This is a genomic window from Alphaproteobacteria bacterium GM7ARS4, from assembly GCA_014332745.1.
Taxonomy (GTDB): domain Bacteria; phylum Pseudomonadota; class Alphaproteobacteria; order GM7ARS4; family GM7ARS4; genus GM7ARS4.
The window spans coordinates 36,484-54,566 of record JACONL010000002.1 but is presented as its reverse complement, the minus strand read 5'-3'; the positions used below and the strand labels follow the sequence as shown (position 1 = coordinate 54,566).

Sequence of the window (18,083 nt, the reverse complement as noted above, 5' to 3'; positions counted from 1 at the left end):
CTATTCTTGTGTATCGAACAGACGAGAGATGGACTCGCCTTTATGAATACGCTGTATTGCTTCGCAAAGCAAGGGAGCAATGCTGAGGGTCTCGATTTTTTTCACCAGAGACGTCTCATCTTGGCGCGCAATGCTGTCGCTGATGACAACCCTCTCAAGAGGCGCATCGGTAATCCGCGCCAACGCCCCACCAGATAAAACGCCATGACTCGCATAAGCCACCACAGAACGCGCCCCCCGCTCTTTCAGCGCCACCGCCGCATGGCACAATGTCCCCGCCGAATCAATAATGTCATCGAAAATAAGACAATCCTTGCCCGTCACATCCCCTATCACGTTCATAACCTCCGATTGCCCTGCTGTCGGGCGACGCTTGTCAATGATACATAAGTCGCGAATATGCATGCGATAGGCAATGGCTCTGACACGCACCAAACCACCCACATCTGGCGAGACAATGCTGAGATTCTTCACATCGTAGCGTTTCCTAATGTCTTTCTCAAACACAAGAGACGCATATAAATTATCCACAGGCACATCAAAAAAACCCTGTATCTGTCCCGCATGGAGGTCTAACATCAAGCAACGGGACGCCCCTGCCGTCGTGATGATGTCAGCAACCAATTTTGCCGAAATGGGCGTGCGAGGACCAGACTTCCTATCCTGACGCGCATACCCATAATAAGGAATGACGGCCGTAATCCTATGGGCAGAGCCTCGTTTGAGAGCATCAAGGGCTAAGAGCAACTCCATGATATGGTCGTTCGCCGGCTTGGAGAGGGACTGAATGAAAAAGACATCTTCCCCACGCACATTCTCTTGTATCTCGACATAGATCTCGCCATCAGCAAAGCGACGCACCACACAACGCCCCAATGGCATGCCAAGGCGGGCGCACATCGCCTCCGCCAACGGCAGATTGCTGTTGCCTGAAAAAATCTTCATGTTCTCCACCACACATCACGCCATGCGCCACCCCACAACACCACCCCCACAACACCACGATGACTCCATAGCATATCAAGGCAAACGTGCAAGCCTTTCCTTAGACCACACAGAGCATGGCGGTGAGTTGTCGTCCGCACGCCCCTTCTCCCCTCTTGTGAGCGCGGCGATGACTAAAAAAGAACGCCTCCTCCCTATAGGTATCATGGGCAAGCATGTCGATGGCGCTGACACCTAACGCACGCAACGTCATGGCGATATAGGCGGGCAAATCAAAGAAATATCTGTCGCATGTCCCGTCTCGCCTCGAAAAACAGGCTTTGCCATCAGGAAAATACCCTAAAAATTCCGCACCAACCTCATAAGACTCCTTCTGTATGGAAGGGCCTAACGCCACATGGAGAGAGTCCACACGCGCGCCCCTCTCGACCATTGTCGAGAGACCCGCCTCGATCATCCCATCACGCGCACCACGCCATCCCACATGAATCACGGCAAAAACCTTGTGCGCCTTATCCACACACACCATCGGCACGCAATCCGCCGTGACGATACCCAATGCCCGTAGAGCATATCCACTCACCATGCCATCCGCCTCCGCCTCGCCCTTGTGCCACGCCTCTTGCCAATCCCCCCATGGTTTAGGCGCATGCATCGCCATATCCTCACAGACAAGGACACGGGAAGAGTGGCACTGACGAGGAATCCATAAAGGATAAGGCGTCTCCGCCCCCGCTCCTGTTCCTGCCCCCGCCCCCGCTCCTGTTTCTACCTGTCCCACAACATCAGTCAGCAAGGCATGCATGGCACGCCGTCTATTCTCGCGGATATGGTCGTTTTTGTCTTGCGTGCCATAACCAACATTGAGCTGAGCGTACGCGCCTTGACTGACACCGCCAAGTCTCGTGAAAAAGCCATGGGGAACGCCTAGCCCGTAGAGCATGGGACTCTGCACATAAAAAACCCCGTAGGGAGAACGAGTCCTGTGGATGGAAGGATATGCCATAAGCCGTGATACGCTGTCTTGTCATGCCTGTTGGCGTTTCCCTTGAGGAGACGCAAAGCCACATGGCATGACGGAGGCCTTATGACTCGTGAGGCACAGAACTTTGAAGAGAGTCCCCATCTGCGACGGCGACGTCAGGCGATGAAGCGCCAAACCCGTCTCGAGCCTCTGGCGTGGCTGGCGGTCGCTATGACGCCAGAGCTGTTTTGCTCTCTCATGGATGCCTAAGCGGCGTAAGAATTCCCCTTGAGTCTGCAAACCCATGACGCCACAGCCCAGACGAGAGGCTCTATCGGCAAAAACGGAAAAATCCACCGACGCCGACAAGTCGGCCACACCGCTATGACACAAGGGATGGCACATGCGCCCATCGTAAAAGGCGCGCAAACTATTCCCTACAGCACCGCCACCATGCCCATAATCAAGCAACAAGGCGCACCCTTGATGTGTCCGCACAGCATCGATGATGTCTTGTGCCCATACCTCGAGGAGAGGCGCATATTCCAGACACATGCCATCGTCAGGCGACTCTATGACAGCTGATAAGGAACGATATAACCCGTCTGGAAGAGGAGACGGCTGACGCTCAAGGGTAAAACGCAAGGATGGAGGATGGTCTGTTCCTTGCTCAGCGCATACGCCTATCTCACGCCATGCGCCGTCATGGTAGGAAAATTGGTGTATGGGAAAGCAATCAAAAAATTCATTGCCTAAGATGAACCATATGCCGTCATCGGGGACGCTGGCAAGGGACTCATGCCAAAAGGTGGGAATGTCTGTGGTCGCGCGCCGCCTCTGTTGCTCAGCATAATAAGAACTACACTCAATGCAATGATAGGACAGATGACGGGAAAAGGCATGGCGCACAAAAATACGTTGCATATCCGCCATCATCTCGCCGCGCCCGGGGCCCAACTCGACGACCCTCTTTGGCGACTCCGTCACGGACATCTGCGCCGCCATATCGATACACCACAAGGCAAGGAGCTCGCCAAACATCTGGCTTATGCTGGGGGATGTCGTAAACCCCTTCACGCCACCATGCTCACCAAGAGGCGCATGATCCCTGTGATAGCCTCCCCCACGATAGAAACTTTGCGCTTGCCCATACAGACAGAGCTCCATATATGTCGCCACAGAAATGGCGCGCGACGGCGCATTGTCTATGGCATGACACACACTTTGTAACACATGGGGATGGGCGTCTGTGGACAAAGCGCTCGCCCGCGCCATGCTCCCCTGAGGCGCGCCCATCACGCCATGCCCTCCGTTCTGCGCTGTGCCTTCTTATGAATGACCCACAATCCCACAGCGCCCGCCACAACCATAAGAGCGCTCAAAATCTGCCCAAGAGACCATAGGCCCGCGATATAGCCTATATGGGCGTCTGGCTCACGCCAAAATTCCACAATAAAACGCATGAGACCATAGCCTAAGAGGAAGAGAAACATCATCATGCCTCTCGTTTCTAGCACGCCGCCTCGACGCCGCCCACACACGACACATAAAAACAATATCGTCCCTAAAACAATCCCCTCGAGCGCCGCTTCATAGAGCTGGCTGGGATGGCGCGGCATGCCATCACTATGAGGAAAAATCATCGCCCACGGCACATGGCTCACCCGCCCATAGAGCTCACCATTGACAAAATTGGCTAACCGCCCAAAAAAGAGCCCCACAGGAGACACCAAAGCCACAAGATCCACAAAACGCACGCCAGAGACGCCAACAGAACGCCCATAGAGCATGACAGCACAGCCCGCCCCCACCATACCCCCATGAAATGACATGCCACCCCGCCAGATAAAGAAAATCTCATGGGGATTGGCAAGGTAATAGGCGGGATGATACAAAAAGACATAGCCAAGCCTCCCCCCTATCAGAACGCCTAAGACACACCATAACAGCATAGCATCACCCCATTGTTCAGCCGTTATGGGAAGAGCATAGCGCTTTATCACCCATAGCCCATACCGCCACGCTAAAAGAAAACTCACTAAATAGGAAAGACCATACCAATGGACAGACAGAGGCCCTATGGAAAAAGCCACAGGATCCCATGCGGGCAACAATAAAAAATGATTCTCCATAGCAAAAAAACCTTTCTTAAGACATCACAAGAGAGCGCTGAGGCGTCACCAGCGCTCCCTTATCCCACGCAACAATGTATCACCTTGCCTTGTGACCTCGCACTCGTTTTAAACGCACGTAGAAAGCGCCCTCACCGCCATGACGTCCCACAGCATGGCATAGGGCAATCACCATAGGCGTTATGTGAGGTTCATTAAGCCAACGACAGAACGCCTCCCGTATGACGCCAGACCCTTGCTGTTTATCACCCTTGCCTGTGATGATATGAAGGAACGTATGCCCATTCTTATAGGCTTGCTGCACCACAAGGTGCACTTTAAGCCGCGCATCCGTAAGAGACAGCCCATGCAAGTCAAGACGCCTATCGACCAACACGTCCCCTGAGCGCATCGCCTTTTCCTCTCGTCTTCCTAAGCCACGCCGACGGAGGTCGCCTACCACCAAAGGGGGAAGACTATGCTCGTTGCGCGCCTTATGGCGAGTCTTCTGTGCTGTCGCTTGGTGAGAACGTATCCCTGTGGCGGCCATGGGCGTGGGATGACTCTTCCCTTCCGCCTCTTTATGGTGAGACGAGGACGATGGCGGCGATGGCTCTTGAGGAGAGAGAGGCACAACGCGTGTCTTAAGACGCTCCCAAGCGCTGTTGCCGTCATGGTCGTTGTGTTGTGTCATCATGGAGGATGGTGTCTGCTGTGGATGTGTTCTTCGGTAGAAAGATACGATAATGTCCCGCCCAATTGGTCGCACCAGCAAGGCGTTCGGCATGATGTCCCTCCCCCCAATAGATGTCGCCACGCACAGAGCCACGAATAGCACCGCCTCTATCATGGGCCACCATAAGGCGATGCCATGGCCTCTCTCCCTCATGCCCCGCAAAAGGATGAGTCGTCTCGACCCATAAAGGCACACCTAAGGGGATATAGCGCGTATCCACCGCTAATGAATGCCCTGCCACCAACGGCACACCAAAAGCACCAATGGGCGACGCGACAGCCTCTGGCGTCTCGATAAGCGTAAAAAAAACATAAGAGGGATTCAAGGCAAGAATCGCCTTCCTCTCTGCCTCTGTCTTGGTGGCGAACCATAAGCGCAACAAGGAGAGCGTCATACGTGTATCGCCATCGATGACGCCTTCATCCCGCATGGACTTGGCGATCGGGCGATAGGGATGACCATTTTGGCGATGATAGCCCAGCACCATCACGCGACCATCCCTTAAAATGACTTTGCCACTGCCTTGCACAGAGAGCAAAAAGGCATCAAACGCATCGTCTAACCAGACTAAGACGGGCGCATCAATAGGTGTTCCCGCCATAATCGCGCCGCGTGTCGGATAGGCTGTGATACGCCCCTCATGCAAACGCCCTATCAAACGAGAGGGACAAGCGCCACATTGGGGAAAATCCTTTGTCTCGATAAACACCATGTCAGATGGCGCGCCATAGAGAGGCACGGAAAAACGCTCGTCACGCTGTGTCGAGCCAAATAAAACAACACGATAATAGCCCGTGAATAATCCTTCCCTCTGTCCATCCATCCAGACATCATATGGCGTGAAATGCTCTTCAAAAAAAAGACGTAAAGAGTCCGCTGTGCCTCTGTCTAACGTCTCACTGAGCGCACAGAGAGAACGCCATGAGGACGCCTTGAGACTCTGTGGCGGATAAGAGTCATGCCTGTCTAGGCGCGCAAACATGACATCTTCATCCCATCCCATCGCCTGCCAACGTTGACAGCTACGGCGAAAGGCCTCGAAAGCGCCATCAAGGTGAGAGACACTCTCCCGCCATGGCGCGCCGATGCTGGCAAAATCCGTCTCCGTCACCAAGCCCGCCCCCTGCCCTGCTACGGGAACATCGTCTCTGAGCATGTCACCACGCCAGACAACGACAACCACAAGACTCACCGCCCCCAAGACGCCAAGAAACACAAAGGCGCGCCACACGCCACCATAAGCATGCCACCAGCCATAGAGCAAAGACGACACATCACGGCACAAGGAGCAATGCGCCATGCTGTGCCTTGGTTTATCCTCCCCTTGTCTCCTTGAGACTCCACGCCACATGGCGAGACACCTTCCCTAAATCCCGCGTAAAGACCCAAACATCTCTACATGTTTCTATGGCTTCGGCATCACCTTGAAAGCACGCGCCTTGCGCATCATAAAACGCATTGATCTGACTCGAGAGAATGGAGACGACAATATCAACCTTCCCGTCCTCATAGAGAATATCGTCTATGGCAAGGGACTCAATCCCCACAAGAGAGGATTCTTGACGATGGCCTGCCGCTTTGCGCTCTTTGATGGCTTTTTGGAAATTGCCATAGACTTCCTTCCCCAGCAAATGACTCACCTTATCCAACGTATCCTTGGTGTAGGCTTCATGCACCATGAAAAAGACATTCTGCACGCCCTTGAGGAACGTGGTCACGTAGAAGGAAGGAAGTGCCTCCTTCACACGTTTGAGAGCGGGAAAACGTTTGAGAGCATCCTCTTCTTGCTCCTGCTCTTCCTGCGACAGGGTGACGGCATCGCTCCCGCGCTGTCTCGCCGCCACATCCTCGCCGTCACCAGCCACAGATGGCGATGTCTCCTGTTGCTCCCGCCCTCTTGCCCCCGTTATGGACTGGTCCAAGCCCTCTCGTCCCCCCTCGCGAGGGGTGTTGTCGGCACTATGATGCTCCCCCAATACACTCCGCAACCGCAAAATGAGAAAAGCCGCCACCAGCGCCAAAAGCACTATATCAACATGTTGCATTCTTTATCATTCTCCCTATCACCATGCGCCTATCCCGCCCGCCTAACCTCATGTCTATATCACTTTCTGTCTTATCTGTCACCTTGTCATGTAAGATAACCTTATTTTGTCAAAAAACGATAGAAAAAACACGCTCGAACGTTACATATAGGCACACACGATAGGAAACAATGAACACAGGACAGGGAAAGAAGGACCATAACCGACCGACCGACTTACTTTATGTCTTATGTTCACGTTATGTTCACTTTTATGCCCTATCTGTCCTAGTGAAGGTGAGAGGCGCACAAGCCTCGCATCAACCATATCGAAGAGAGGTTAAGCGACATCGATGTCATTTCTTTCACTCACCAACTATGATTTAGAGAGTGGCTTGAGCAGCTATATCCGCGCTGTCCATAAAGTCCCAACGCTCAGTAAGGAGGAAGAGTATGGACTCTCTCGCCGCTGGCAGGAGGACCGCAATGTGGATGCAGCCCATGCGTTGGTTGTTCCCCATTTGCGCCTTGTCGTAGGCGTTGCGAGCCAATATCGCAACTATGGCCTTCCTTATGCTGATTTGATTGCTGAGGGCAATATCGGCTTGATGCGTGCCGTCAAGCGCTTTGATCCTGGTCTTGGTTTTCGCCTCTCGACCTACGCTATATGGTGGATACGGGCGTCCATCACCGAATATGTCCTCAATTCGTGGTCTTTGGTGCGCACAGGGAGCGCCTCAGCGCGTAAAAAGCTCTTCTTTGGCTTGAAGCGCGTGAAAAACAAGTTACGAATCCTCGATAACCATGAGCTCACCGACAAGCAAGCCCAGCTCATTTCCCAAGAACTCGATGTGCCAGAAGAAGATGTCATCGATATGAATAGGCGACTGAGCTACGGCGACATGTCCCTCAATACGCCCATCAATTTCGAGGAGGAAACATCCCACCATATCGACGTGCTCCAAGATGAGACGCCTAATCAAGAGGTGTGCCTGATGGAAGAGGATGAACGTTTGAAACGACAAGGCATGCTCCGTCAAGCGCTCTCGACCCTCGAAGGGCGGGAACAGGATATTATCACGGCGCGCTACCTCACAGAGCCTACAGCGACACTCCACGAGCTCGCCCAACGCCACCATATTAGTCGGGAAAGGGTACGGCAAATTGAAATCGCGGCGATGAAGAAAATCAAACGCAGAATCTTCGACGCTGAGCGCAAAAAACGCGCGCACTAAGCGTCATCGTCTGTGGGAGATGTCGAGAGAGCGTCCTTCAGACGCCGATAGAAGACAGCGCGGGGAAGACGGGGAGGAATGGGGGGAAGCATACGCAACGTGATGACGCCCGGGTACATGGTGAATCGGTCGCGACTCCATAGACGTCCAGAGTCCAGAACAATAGGCACAACATCCATATCAAAGGCTTGATAAAGGAACACAATGCCCGGGAGAATCCGCAAGGGAAAACCATAGGGGCGGCGTGTGCCTTCAGGGAACAGGATGAAATAGCGCATGCCCTTCGTTTGCGCCTCTGCTACGTTCTTTATCAACCCCTCCACGACAGCTTGTCCGCCCGTGCGCGCCAATGGAATCATCTCTGATAACCTCAACATCCAGCCATAAAACGGAATACGCATCAATTCCTCTTTGGCAATATAGGCGAAGACACCTGCTTTCAGAAAACATTGAAATATCAATGTCTCCCATATGGATTGATGTCTTACAGCAAGAAGCGCGCCAGATTTTGGCAGATGCTCCAGCCCGATAATCTGATGACGCACACCCACACACCAGCGCGCCAGCCATAACATCGACGTCGACCAGCAACAGGCATAGCGAAACGCCATCGTCCGACTGAGCAGCATGACCCAACTAAAACCGAGAAAAAGAAAGGGCGAGACAATCCCATAGGCAAGGGCGCAAAAAATGCATGTCCGTAAAAAGGCGACCAGCTGATATGACATGGACATCGTTCTTCCCTTCATCTTCTTGTTCTCTTTGTCAAGGCAGGTATCATAGCATGCGTATCAGGGCGCGCCATGTCGTCATCCACGTCACCATGACGACAACACTCGCAAAAAGAAATGGGAGGATGGAGAGACCGCCCCATAAGAGCTGTTTTTCCCATAGGCTCATATCCTGAAACCAAAACGCCCCTTGAGCATGGGCCGTCCCTAATAACACAAGCGTGATCACGGCAAACACACTCCCAAAAGCGCCCCCTTGAAGAGAGACAATGCCAAAGCGTCTGGCAATGATACGACTGATAAAATGGTCTCTCGCCCCGATAAGACATAATATCTCGATCGTCCCATAATGAAGAGACACACCAATACGCGCCATAAAGGTCACAACGACCATCGCCACGCAAATAAGTAAGCCGATAATGCCAAAGGCCACCAGCTGTAGTTGGGTGATGAACGCAAAATTCTCGGCAAACCATGTGTTGTGGTCGTCCACAGACACATGGGTCGCGAATGTCTCGATAGTCTCTTGCAGACGCGCTAAATCGACAAGCATGTCCTTCTCTTTTTGCACGTGGATGACAAGGGGAATGGTGATGACGGATGTCGTGTGCCATGGCAGGGTATGCTTGTCCTCTGTCGTGTCTCTTGCGTTGAGCCATGGCGCCAACATGGCGTCGAGCTCTTCTTGCGGGACAAGGGAGACGTTGTCGACGCCTTCGAATTGACGAATCACCGTCTGTAGACGTTCAATGGACTCACGGTCGTGTGCGTTCTCTTTGGGGATGACTTGGATGGTGATATGCCCGCCCAGTTGTCCTCGCCAGTGTTCGACGACATGGGACACCACGAGAACGAGTGCCACAAGGATAGAGGCGGCGTAGACAATGGCGGCAATCATCCATTGCATCAATTGGAGGGAGGCATCGCTCTTATCGGGGAGGGGTGAGGAAAACATGCGTTATGGGCGCTCAAAGCACGGACGTGGTGCGGGCGTTATGGTCGCGCATCGTCACACGCCCCCTCTCTATATGGAGGGAGGGATGTTGATAGCGCGTCAGGAGAGAAGGATTGTGCGTTGCCACGATGACGGTGCTCCCCAGTTTATGGAGTTCTTCGAACAAGCGAAAGAAACGATGGGCGCTTTGCTCGTCCACACTGCCTGTGGGCTCGTCAGCAACCAAGAGGTCGGGTTTGTTGACGATAGCACGGACAATGGCGATACGTTGCTGTTGCCCGCCAGATAATGTTTGAGGATAGGCATCGAAATACGCGCTGAGCCCGACCCAATCGAGAATTTCTTTGGCTTGGGCGAACGCCTCATGCTCGCTACGCGACGACACAAGGAGGGGAAGTGCCGCATTCTGTAACACCGTGAGATGGGATAAGAGTCTAAAGTCCTGAAAGACAACGCCAATACGCCGACGCAAGGCTGTCTTCTCATGGCGTTTCAGACGAGAAACATAACGATTAAAAACGGTGAGACGCCCTCGCTTTGGCATGGACGCCATATAAATCATGCGCAAAAGAGACGACTTCCCCGCCCCACTCGCACCCGTTAAGAAGTGAAACGTCCCAACGCCTAATTCAAACGTCAGCTGACGCAAGATGAGATGATCTGGCGTGTAAAAAAAACTGACATTGTCAAAACGTATCATAGGGTATCACAGGCATAGAACGATGGTTAAGTGGCCAGGATGTGACCATAAAGAGTATACATATCTTGCTCTTCCGACACACAAAGATACAAGATATTTTATCTCACAGAAAAAAACAGCCCAAACAGAGAGCGAACACTTGACAATCAACCAACAGACGATAAAACCTGACTATGGTCCTTAAACACACACAAAAACACCATGCAAGATTCATTATTTATCCTCAATTCCATTAATCTCCTCTTCCACGGCGCGCTCGTCATGTTCATGGCAGCAGGGTTCACGATGCTCGAAGCGGGACTCGTACGCAGGCCAAACATGTCCATGCAGTGCACAAAAAACCTCGCGCTCTTTGCTATCAGCGCCATCGCTTTCCTCTTCGCAGGATACAACATCATGTTCCACCAAGAGATCAGCGTCTGGCAGCCTAGCGACATCAACACGCAAATACAGCAAGGATACGCAGACCACGCATACTGGTTCTTTCAAATGGTTTTTGTCGCGACAACAGCATCGATCGTCTCTGGCGCCGTGGCAGAACGCATGCGCCTCCTCCCATTCCTCATCTTCACAACGTTCCTCGCGGCGATCATATACCCAATACAAGGGTCATGGTCATGGGGAGGCGGATTCCTCAATGACATCGGATTCGTCGATTTCGCAGGCTCTACAGTCGTACACTCCGTCGGCGGATGGGCAGCGCTCACAGGGGCTATCATCCTCGGACCAAGAAAAGGATTCGGAAAACAAGAATTCATCATCGCCAGTAAACCACTCGCAACACTCGGAACGCTCATCCTATGTTTCGGCTGGCTCGGATTCAACGGTGGCTCACAAATAACACTCTCAACGACAGAAGATGCCATTACCATCGCCACAATCTATGCCAATACGATCATCGCAGCAACGGCAGGAGTCACTGCTGTCATCACCGTACTCGCCATACGATATAATGACCTACAACTCAGCGTCCAAACGTCCACAGGAGCAAAAGGATACACGGCCCTCATCGACGGCGCCCTCGGCGGACTCGTCGCCATCACCGCCTATCCCATCGACTCGATGCCCATAGCATTCATCGTCGGCGCCATGGGGGGACTCGTTGCCATGATGGGCGGCCATGTCTTGCGCACATGCGCCATCGACGACGTCGTCGGCGCCATACCCGTTCACCTCTTCGCAGGAATCTTTGGCACGCTCGCCGTATGCTTGTCGCACCCCACAGCCACAATCGCCGCACAAATTATCGGTATCCTCTGCGTTGGCGCTTTCACCGTTGTATGCTCATCCGTCATCTGGCTCGCCATGAAATACACCATCGGCATACGAAGAGATGACGAATAGTCAGCCCCTCAACCATACACCAGCCCAACATCGCTCGATGATAAGGGCGCAACAGCACTTTCACCGAGCAACCTGCCGTTCCCAGCGTCTGCAACGACCAGAGCAACGAGCCAGAACGGCTCCCAGAACGGCTCTATGTCGGCAAAAACTGCTACAATGAGCCTCAAAGATAGGCACACATAACCTCAGAGCCATAAGAGTATAACATGATTGTTTGTTGTCCTTCTTGTGGGACGCAATACTCTGTATTGAGTTACCTTATCCCCAAAAAAGGCCGCCTCGCCCGTTGTAGCCATTGCGGATATGTCATGACGATCTACCCGGCGGTGACGGCATCACCAGACCCCGACGCACAGCAAGGAGCAAAGCCCCTGCCAGAGAGCGCGTCCCTCGTCCCTCTTGGCATGAAAAGAGATGGTGACAAAGAGGATACCGACCATGCCCGCAATCGTCCCGCACAAGGGCCTCTCTCTCAGTATCGTCAAGCACAAAAGAGACAAAGGAAACCCGCCATAATTCCTGTGGCGATGGCGTTACTTATTGCGTGCGCGTTTTTCATAGCAAGCGTGTATTATGCGCTTATCTATCCATGCTACGAACAAGCCACCTTGACAAACCATGTCATCAGCTGTTCCTTCTTGCACGGGAGAGGACAAAGGTGATAAATAATGGAGAGACACACTCTGTCACTCGCGTATGGGTATCAATGATGACGATGAAGATATGACGTCTCAGCCTTTCTTGTTTGTTCCTAAGGAGACGGCAGCCCATGAGGCGCGCGTTGCTCTTGTCCCCGACCATGTCCCCAGACTAACAGCCATGGGGTGGGCTGTGCATGTGGCGGGAGGCGCTGGTGCGTCAGCGGGCTATGGCGATGACGCCTATAAGGAGAAGGGAGCGACCATCGTCAAGGCGGGACATGAGGGCTATGAGCAAGCTGATATGATCATAGGCGTGCGCGCCCCCTTCAGCGCCTTAGAAGAGCATGGCGAGACACCGCCACCAGCCAAAGGCGCTTATCTGTGCGCGTTATTTCAACCCCACAGGTCAAAGGCTCTTGATTTTTGCGCGCGTCACGCCATGTCCGCCTTTGCGTTGGAGCGTGTTCCCCGTATCACACGCGCTCAGAGCATGGATGTCCTGTCGTCACAAAGTAACATTGCGGGTTATGGCGCGGTGATTTTCGCCGCCTACCATCTCTCGAGCATGATGCCCATGATGATGACGGCGGCAGGCTCGATCGCGCCAGCCCGCTGTCTTATCATTGGGGCTGGCGTCGCTGGCCTACAAGCCATCGCCACAGCGAAACGTTTAGGCAGTATCGTGAGCGCTATGGATGTCCGTCCTACCGTCAAAAGACAAGTAGAGAGCGTCGGCGGGACATTCCTCGAACCGCAAGGATTAGAACAGGACGCACAGCAAGGAGAAACCACTGGCGGATACGCTCAGGAAATGACGAAAGATTACCAAAAAAAACAACAAGCATTGCTCAAAGACGTCTTGCCACAACAGGATATTGTCATCACGACAGCCTTGATACCAGACAAGCCCGCGCCCACCATCATCACAGATGATATGGTCAAAACCATGAAATCAGGCTCTATCATCATCGACATGGCGGCTGATGCGGGAGGCAATTGCGCCCTCACAAAACCCTATCTCACGACAAAAGCCCATGGGGTGACCATCATGGGACAGAGCAACCTTGCCTCCTGCTGGGCCTATGATGCCTCACGCCTTTTCTCGCGCAATATCACCGACTTTGTCGCATGCATGTTTGCACACACATCCTCGTCATCACCTCTGACAAAAGAGACAATGGACGCCATGCTGTGCCGAGATGACGCCATCGTCAGCGCAACCCTTATCACCGCCAAGGAGTGACACGCCTATGACACCTATGACAACCACGCCAAGCCTCGTCTATGCCACCCCGCTGAGCGACGCCTTAACGATTTTTATCCTCTCCGTCATTGTAGGCTACTACGTGATTTGGGGTGTCACGCCAGCGTTACACTCGCCTTTAATGGGGATCACGAACGCCATCTCGAGCGTCATTATCGTAGGCGCTCTCCTCGCTGCTGGCGCCTTTGACATGACAGCACCCCTTGAGCATGCGACACATCGCGAGACAATTGTCTCCCTCTTGGGGCTTGTGGCGATTTTTTTGTCGTCCGTCAATATCTTCGGAGGATTCATTGTGACATGGCGTATGCTCTCTATGTTTAGACAGAAAGCCACACCGAAAAAGCCCCGAAAAAGCCAATGAACCCCCTCCGAGAAACATACAAGACACGCATGATAACGTGATGCCATACGTTGCTTTTTCCTATTTACTCTCTGCCCTGTGCTTCATCTATGCCTTGAGGGGTCTTGCCCACCCGACAACAGCGCGCAAAGGCTTAGCGGCGGGACTCTTTGGGATGGCGTTAGCTGTTGGTGCGACATTATCCCTCCCCCATGTTGTGTCATACGTACCTATCATGCTCGCCATAGGGCTGGGTGCTTGTGTCGGCACATTCATCGCTCTTCGTATTCCTATGACAGCCCTTCCCCAACTGGTGGCGGCATTTCACAGCCTTGTTGGGCTGGCTGCTGTTCTGGTCGCATCGACGGCCATGTATGCGCCCCACCTCTACGGGATAGGAGAGGGGTCAGGAAGCGGTCAACCTCCCTTTGCCAACCTCATCGAGATGGGGTTAGGCAGTATCATTGGCGCTATGACATTCACAGGCTCTATCGTTGCCTTTGCCAAGTTGCAAGGGTTGGTGGGTGGCTCACCCTTCACCTTTAGAGGACAACATGTTATCAATTTATGCGTGGGTCTTGGCTTGCTGGCTCTCCTCTTTGTCTTTGCCGACTCTTTTTCACCTCAAGCCTTCTGGGCGGCCACCATCCTCGCCTTTATCTTAGGCGTCACACTCATTATCCCCATTGGGGGTGCTGACATGCCCGTTGTTGTCTCTATGCTTAATTCTTATTCTGGCTGGGCTGCGGCGGGTATCGGTCTGACATTGAACAATCATTTATTGATTATCGTCGGCTCTCTCGTTGGCTCGTCTGGCGCCATTCTCAGCTATATCATGTGTAAAGGCATGAACCGCTCTTTTATCAGTGTCATCTTAGGAGGATTTGGACAGGGAGATGATGAAGCACAGGCAGGCGCGACTCAACCACAAGGCCAAGGCAATGTCAAAGCTGGGAGTGCCGACGATGCTGCCTTCATTATGCAAAACGCATCGCGTGTCTTGATTGTCCCCGGCTATGGCATGGCGGTGGCCCAAGCCCAACATGCTCTGCACGAGATGGCACAGATTCTCACAAAGAGTGGCATCTCTGTGCGTTATGCCATTCACCCTGTCGCTGGACGCATGCCCGGACACATGAATGTCTTGCTTGCCGAAGCCAATGTCTCTTACGAGGATGTCTTCGAATTGGATGACATCAATAACGATTTCGCCAACAGCGATGTCGCCTTTGTCATCGGTGCTAATGACATCACCAATCCCGCCGCAAAAAATGACCCCACAAGCCCCATCTATGGTATGCCCATCCTCAATGTTGAGAAAGCGACAACGGTCTTGTTCAGCAAACGTTCCCTAGGGGCGGGATATGCGGGCATAGAGAATGAACTCTTTTTTCGCGACAATACCTTGATGTTATTTGGCGATGCGAAAAAAATGGTCGAAGCCATCATAAAATCTATGGGATGATACGCCTCACCCGTATCTCGCCGCCAAACATATCCCAAGAGACAGAGACGATAAAATATGACGGACAGCACACAACAACAGCGCCATCCCCCCAAGAACAAGGGGCTGATGGACGCCACCTATGTCAGCCTCAGGGGACTGCTCTGCTTGCTACAAAAGGAGTCCTCTGCCCGTAAAGAGCTTGCCCTTATTTTTGTGAGTGTGCTGTCTTTCTTGGCTCCAGCGCCCACCATGACACTTTCCTATGCCTTGCTCGGTGTGTCGGTGCTGATGCTTGTCACTGAGTGCTTCAACAGCGCCATCGAGCGCCTATGCGATCTCGTTCATCCCACCTATCACAAGGATATACGGGATATTAAAGACATGGCGGCGGCGGGGATTCTTATATTGACTCTGTGCTTTATGGCGCTCTTGATGGCGTTCATAGCCGACATCGTCCTTCGAGGATGACACGAGAAGACACACGGAAAGCGTGAGACGGGGACATCGCCTCCCTCGCCCCCACACCAGCCCCCCTTCACGAGGTCTCATGCAGAGCCTCCCCTGAGCGTATATCCCCTGAGAGTACCCCCCCAGAGTACACCCCCCATAGTACACTCATGAGACCTCCCTCACAAGAGCCCGTGAGCCCTTTCTCTCTAGCGTCGTTCGCCAAAGAAGCGTAACAGCATGAGGAACAGGTTGATAAAGTCGAGATACAAGCTGACAGCACCCATCACGACCATCTTACCTCTCACCTCTTCCCCGCCTACCGAGCCCTGACTGGCATGGGTCAGGTAAAGGCGCTTGATATTCTGCGTGTCATAGGCTGTCAGCCCGGCGAAAACGAGAACGCCGACGACGGAAATGATAAAGTGGAGCATGCTGGACGCCAAGAAGATATTGACGATACTCGCCACGATCAGGCCAATGAGTCCCATAATGAGGAATGTGCCAAAGCCCGTCAGGTCTCTTTGCGTGGTGTAGCCATAGAGGCTCAAGCCAGCAAAAGAGGCGGCTGTGATGAAGAAGACACGGGCGATGGAATTGCCCGTATAGACCATGAAGATGGACGCAAGAGACAGGCCCATAGCCACTGAGAATGCCCAGAAGATGAGTTGAAGGGTGTTATAACGCAAACGTTCCACGCCAAAACTCAGCACCAACATAAAGGCAAGGGGAGCAAACATGATAACCCAGCGCAAACCGCTGTTATAGATGGAATCCCCGAAGGACGTGAGACCCGTGATGTCGCCAGCGCCATTAACAACAACGGCATTATTAAAAGCCAGCCACGCCACAATCCCCGTCAAGAACAATCCAGACGCCATGTAGTTATATACTTGGAGCATGTGGGTACGCAAACCCTGACTGAACGCAACGTCCCTCCCCGCTTGCGTCTGTGTCCTATAATCAAAAGAAGCCATATTTTTCCTACCTCCTGGTTATCATTTTCTCTCTCCCTCCCCGCCATCAACCGCCCCATCACCCCCCTTCCTCAAGAGGTTGACAAGACGAACAGATGACGCTACTCATGTAGAGGGAAAAAGGGGATATGTCAAGAAGGAATTAGTGTGGTGATGATGGCGGATATGACAAGCGATATGGTTTATCGGGATTTGGGGAAGAGTGGCATCAAAGTCAGCCTGATATGTTTAGGCACGATGACGTGGGGAGAGCAGAACACGCAGGAAGAAGCCTTTGAGCAGATGGATTATGCTCTTTCTCGGGGTATTAATTTCTTTGACGTCGCTGAGCTCTATCCCGTTCCGCCTCAGGCGTCGACCTATGGTGAGACAGAGCGTATCATCGGGGCGTGGTTCAAGGCGCGTCAAAATCGTTCCCGTGTCATTCTCGCCACGAAGGTGACAGGGCGCAGTGGGATGGCATGGATTCGTGGCGGGTCGCAGCTCAGCCGTCAACAGATAACGGACGCCCTCGAGGGAAGTTTAGAAAGGCTTGGCACGGATTATATTGACCTTTACCAGTTGCATTGGCCTGATAGGGCGGCGAATTTTTTTGGCGCTCTCGACTATGAGGGCAAGGCAGATAGTGAGGACGTCCATGCCATAGAGGAGCAGCTAGAGACGTTGGATGGCTTTGTCAAGGCGGGCAAGGTGCGCGCCATTGGCGTCTCCAATGAGACGCCATGGGGTGTTATGCGTTTTTTACATGTGGCGTCAGCGCGAGGCTTGGCGCGTATCGTGTCGGTGCAAAATCCGTACAATCTTCTCAATCGCAGTTTTGACGTGGGGTTGGCGGAGGTTGCCTTGCGAGAGTCATGTGGCTTGCTTGCCTATTCGCCTCTGGGCTTTGGCGTTTTGAGTGGTAAATATGCGGGGGATGCTAAGCCGGCAAAGGCGCGTCTGACTCTCTATGGTGAGCTTTTTGGGCGCTATACCCACCCGAAGGCGACGCGTATCACGCAGGCGTATCTCGATATTGCCAAAAAATACAAGCTCGATGCGGCGCAGATGGCGCTAGCCTTCATTCATCAGCGGCCATGGCTCACCAGCACCATTATCGGCGCCACAAGCATGGAACAACTCAAGAGCAATATCGATAGCGCGTTTCTCACCCTATCCCCCGCCATGATGGACGACATCAACGCTGTCCATCTTGAGACACCCAACCCATGCCCCTAACC

At 53.0% G+C, this 18,083-nt stretch carries 20 protein-coding genes; 9 read left to right on the top strand and 11 right to left on the bottom strand.

Annotated features, from left to right (window positions below):
• The 7 genes from GDA54_02940 to GDA54_02910 all read right to left on the bottom strand — a co-directional run bounded on the left by GDA54_02940 (position 1) and on the right by GDA54_02910 (position 6,801).
• The gene (locus GDA54_02940; protein ID MBC6497261.1) at positions 1 to 945 is read right to left on the bottom strand and encodes a ribose-phosphate pyrophosphokinase; all 945 of its coding nucleotides are present in this window, start codon (positions 943 to 945) and stop codon (positions 1 to 3) included.
• Positions 946 to 1,045: 100 nt separating this feature from the next.
• A complete protein-coding gene (locus GDA54_02935) occupies positions 1,046 to 1,951 on the bottom strand; it encodes a laccase domain-containing protein (protein MBC6497260.1) in 906 nt (301 codons plus the stop codon).
• 21 nt (positions 1,952 to 1,972) lie between these two features.
• On the bottom strand, positions 1,973 to 3,205 hold the full coding sequence (locus GDA54_02930; protein MBC6497259.1) for an SAM-dependent methyltransferase: 1,233 nt from the start codon (positions 3,203 to 3,205) through the stop codon (positions 1,973 to 1,975).
• Complete coding sequence (locus GDA54_02925) at positions 3,205 to 4,041, bottom strand: prolipoprotein diacylglyceryl transferase (protein MBC6497258.1); 837 nt, start codon at positions 4,039 to 4,041, stop codon at positions 3,205 to 3,207. The genes GDA54_02930 and GDA54_02925 overlap by 1 nt, the downstream gene beginning before the upstream one ends.
• A gap of 79 nt (positions 4,042 to 4,120) precedes the next feature.
• On the bottom strand, positions 4,121 to 4,717 hold the full coding sequence (locus GDA54_02920; GenBank protein ID MBC6497257.1) for a Smr/MutS family protein: 597 nt from the start codon (positions 4,715 to 4,717) through the stop codon (positions 4,121 to 4,123).
• Positions 4,692 to 6,056, bottom strand: a complete 1,365-nt coding sequence (locus tag GDA54_02915; GenBank protein MBC6497256.1) for an MltA domain-containing protein — start codon at positions 6,054 to 6,056, stop codon at positions 4,692 to 4,694. Before GDA54_02915 ends, GDA54_02920 begins: the two co-directional genes overlap by 26 nt.
• A 13-nt stretch (positions 6,057 to 6,069) precedes the next feature.
• The gene (locus GDA54_02910) at positions 6,070 to 6,801 is read right to left on the bottom strand and encodes a Tim44 domain-containing protein (GenBank protein ID MBC6497255.1); all 732 of its coding nucleotides are present in this window, start codon (positions 6,799 to 6,801) and stop codon (positions 6,070 to 6,072) included.
• Positions 6,802 to 7,132: 331 nt separating this feature from the next.
• On the opposite strand from GDA54_02910, the gene rpoH reads away from it, so the two are divergent.
• Entirely contained in the window at positions 7,133 to 8,014 is an 882-nt protein-coding gene (rpoH, locus tag GDA54_02905) for an RNA polymerase sigma factor RpoH (protein MBC6497254.1), read from the top strand.
• Here the strand turns inward: rpoH and GDA54_02900 are convergent.
• From GDA54_02900 to GDA54_02890, 3 genes are read right to left on the bottom strand one after another with little or no spacing between them, the layout of a single operon-like run.
• On the bottom strand, positions 8,011 to 8,763 hold the full coding sequence (locus GDA54_02900; GenBank protein ID MBC6497253.1) for a 1-acyl-sn-glycerol-3-phosphate acyltransferase: 753 nt from the start codon (positions 8,761 to 8,763) through the stop codon (positions 8,011 to 8,013). The two genes, rpoH and GDA54_02900, sit on opposite strands and share 4 nt — an antisense overlap.
• Positions 8,764 to 8,791: 28 nt before the next feature.
• Positions 8,792 to 9,700, bottom strand: a complete 909-nt coding sequence (locus GDA54_02895) for a hypothetical protein (GenBank protein MBC6497252.1) — start codon at positions 9,698 to 9,700, stop codon at positions 8,792 to 8,794.
• Between the two features lie 13 nt (positions 9,701 to 9,713).
• Entirely contained in the window at positions 9,714 to 10,400 is a 687-nt protein-coding gene (locus GDA54_02890; GenBank protein MBC6497251.1) for an ATP-binding cassette domain-containing protein, read from the bottom strand.
• A gap of 22 nt (positions 10,401 to 10,422) precedes the next feature.
• On the opposite strand from GDA54_02890, the gene GDA54_02885 reads away from it, so the two are divergent.
• The 7 genes from GDA54_02885 to GDA54_02855 all read left to right on the top strand — a co-directional run bounded on the left by GDA54_02885 (position 10,423) and on the right by GDA54_02855 (position 15,907).
• Positions 10,423 to 10,584 (top strand): hypothetical protein, encoded by a 162-nt coding sequence (locus GDA54_02885; protein ID MBC6497250.1) that lies wholly within the window; start codon positions 10,423 to 10,425, stop codon positions 10,582 to 10,584.
• A 17-nt stretch (positions 10,585 to 10,601) separates the two neighbouring features.
• Positions 10,602 to 11,744 carry an ammonium transporter gene (locus GDA54_02880; GenBank protein MBC6497249.1) on the top strand — a complete coding sequence of 381 codons (1,143 nt, stop codon included), beginning with the start codon at positions 10,602 to 10,604 and terminating at the stop codon, positions 11,742 to 11,744.
• 206 nt (positions 11,745 to 11,950) lie between these two features.
• A complete protein-coding gene (locus tag GDA54_02875; GenBank protein MBC6497248.1) occupies positions 11,951 to 12,406 on the top strand; it encodes a zinc-ribbon domain-containing protein in 456 nt (151 codons plus the stop codon).
• A gap of 34 nt (positions 12,407 to 12,440) precedes the next feature.
• A complete protein-coding gene (locus tag GDA54_02870) occupies positions 12,441 to 13,628 on the top strand; it encodes an NAD(P) transhydrogenase subunit alpha (protein MBC6497247.1) in 1,188 nt (395 codons plus the stop codon).
• 52 nt (positions 13,629 to 13,680) lie between these two features.
• A complete protein-coding gene (locus GDA54_02865) occupies positions 13,681 to 14,013 on the top strand; it encodes an NAD(P) transhydrogenase subunit alpha (protein MBC6497246.1) in 333 nt (110 codons plus the stop codon).
• Positions 14,014 to 14,053: 40 nt separating this feature from the next.
• Positions 14,054 to 15,457 (top strand): NAD(P)(+) transhydrogenase (Re/Si-specific) subunit beta, encoded by a 1,404-nt coding sequence (locus GDA54_02860; protein MBC6497245.1) that lies wholly within the window; start codon positions 14,054 to 14,056, stop codon positions 15,455 to 15,457.
• A 57-nt stretch (positions 15,458 to 15,514) separates the two neighbouring features.
• On the top strand, positions 15,515 to 15,907 hold the full coding sequence (locus GDA54_02855) for a diacylglycerol kinase (GenBank protein MBC6497244.1): 393 nt from the start codon (positions 15,515 to 15,517) through the stop codon (positions 15,905 to 15,907).
• A gap of 188 nt (positions 15,908 to 16,095) precedes the next feature.
• On the opposite strand, the gene GDA54_02850 is transcribed toward GDA54_02855, so the two are convergent.
• Positions 16,096 to 16,863 carry a Bax inhibitor-1/YccA family protein gene (locus tag GDA54_02850; protein MBC6497243.1) on the bottom strand — a complete coding sequence of 256 codons (768 nt, stop codon included), beginning with the start codon at positions 16,861 to 16,863 and terminating at the stop codon, positions 16,096 to 16,098.
• A gap of 177 nt (positions 16,864 to 17,040) precedes the next feature.
• Here GDA54_02850 and GDA54_02845 point away from each other — a divergent pair, with 177 nt between their 5' ends.
• Entirely contained in the window at positions 17,041 to 18,081 is a 1,041-nt protein-coding gene (locus tag GDA54_02845; protein MBC6497242.1) for an aldo/keto reductase, read from the top strand.
• The last annotated feature ends 2 nt before the right edge of the window (positions 18,082 to 18,083 follow it).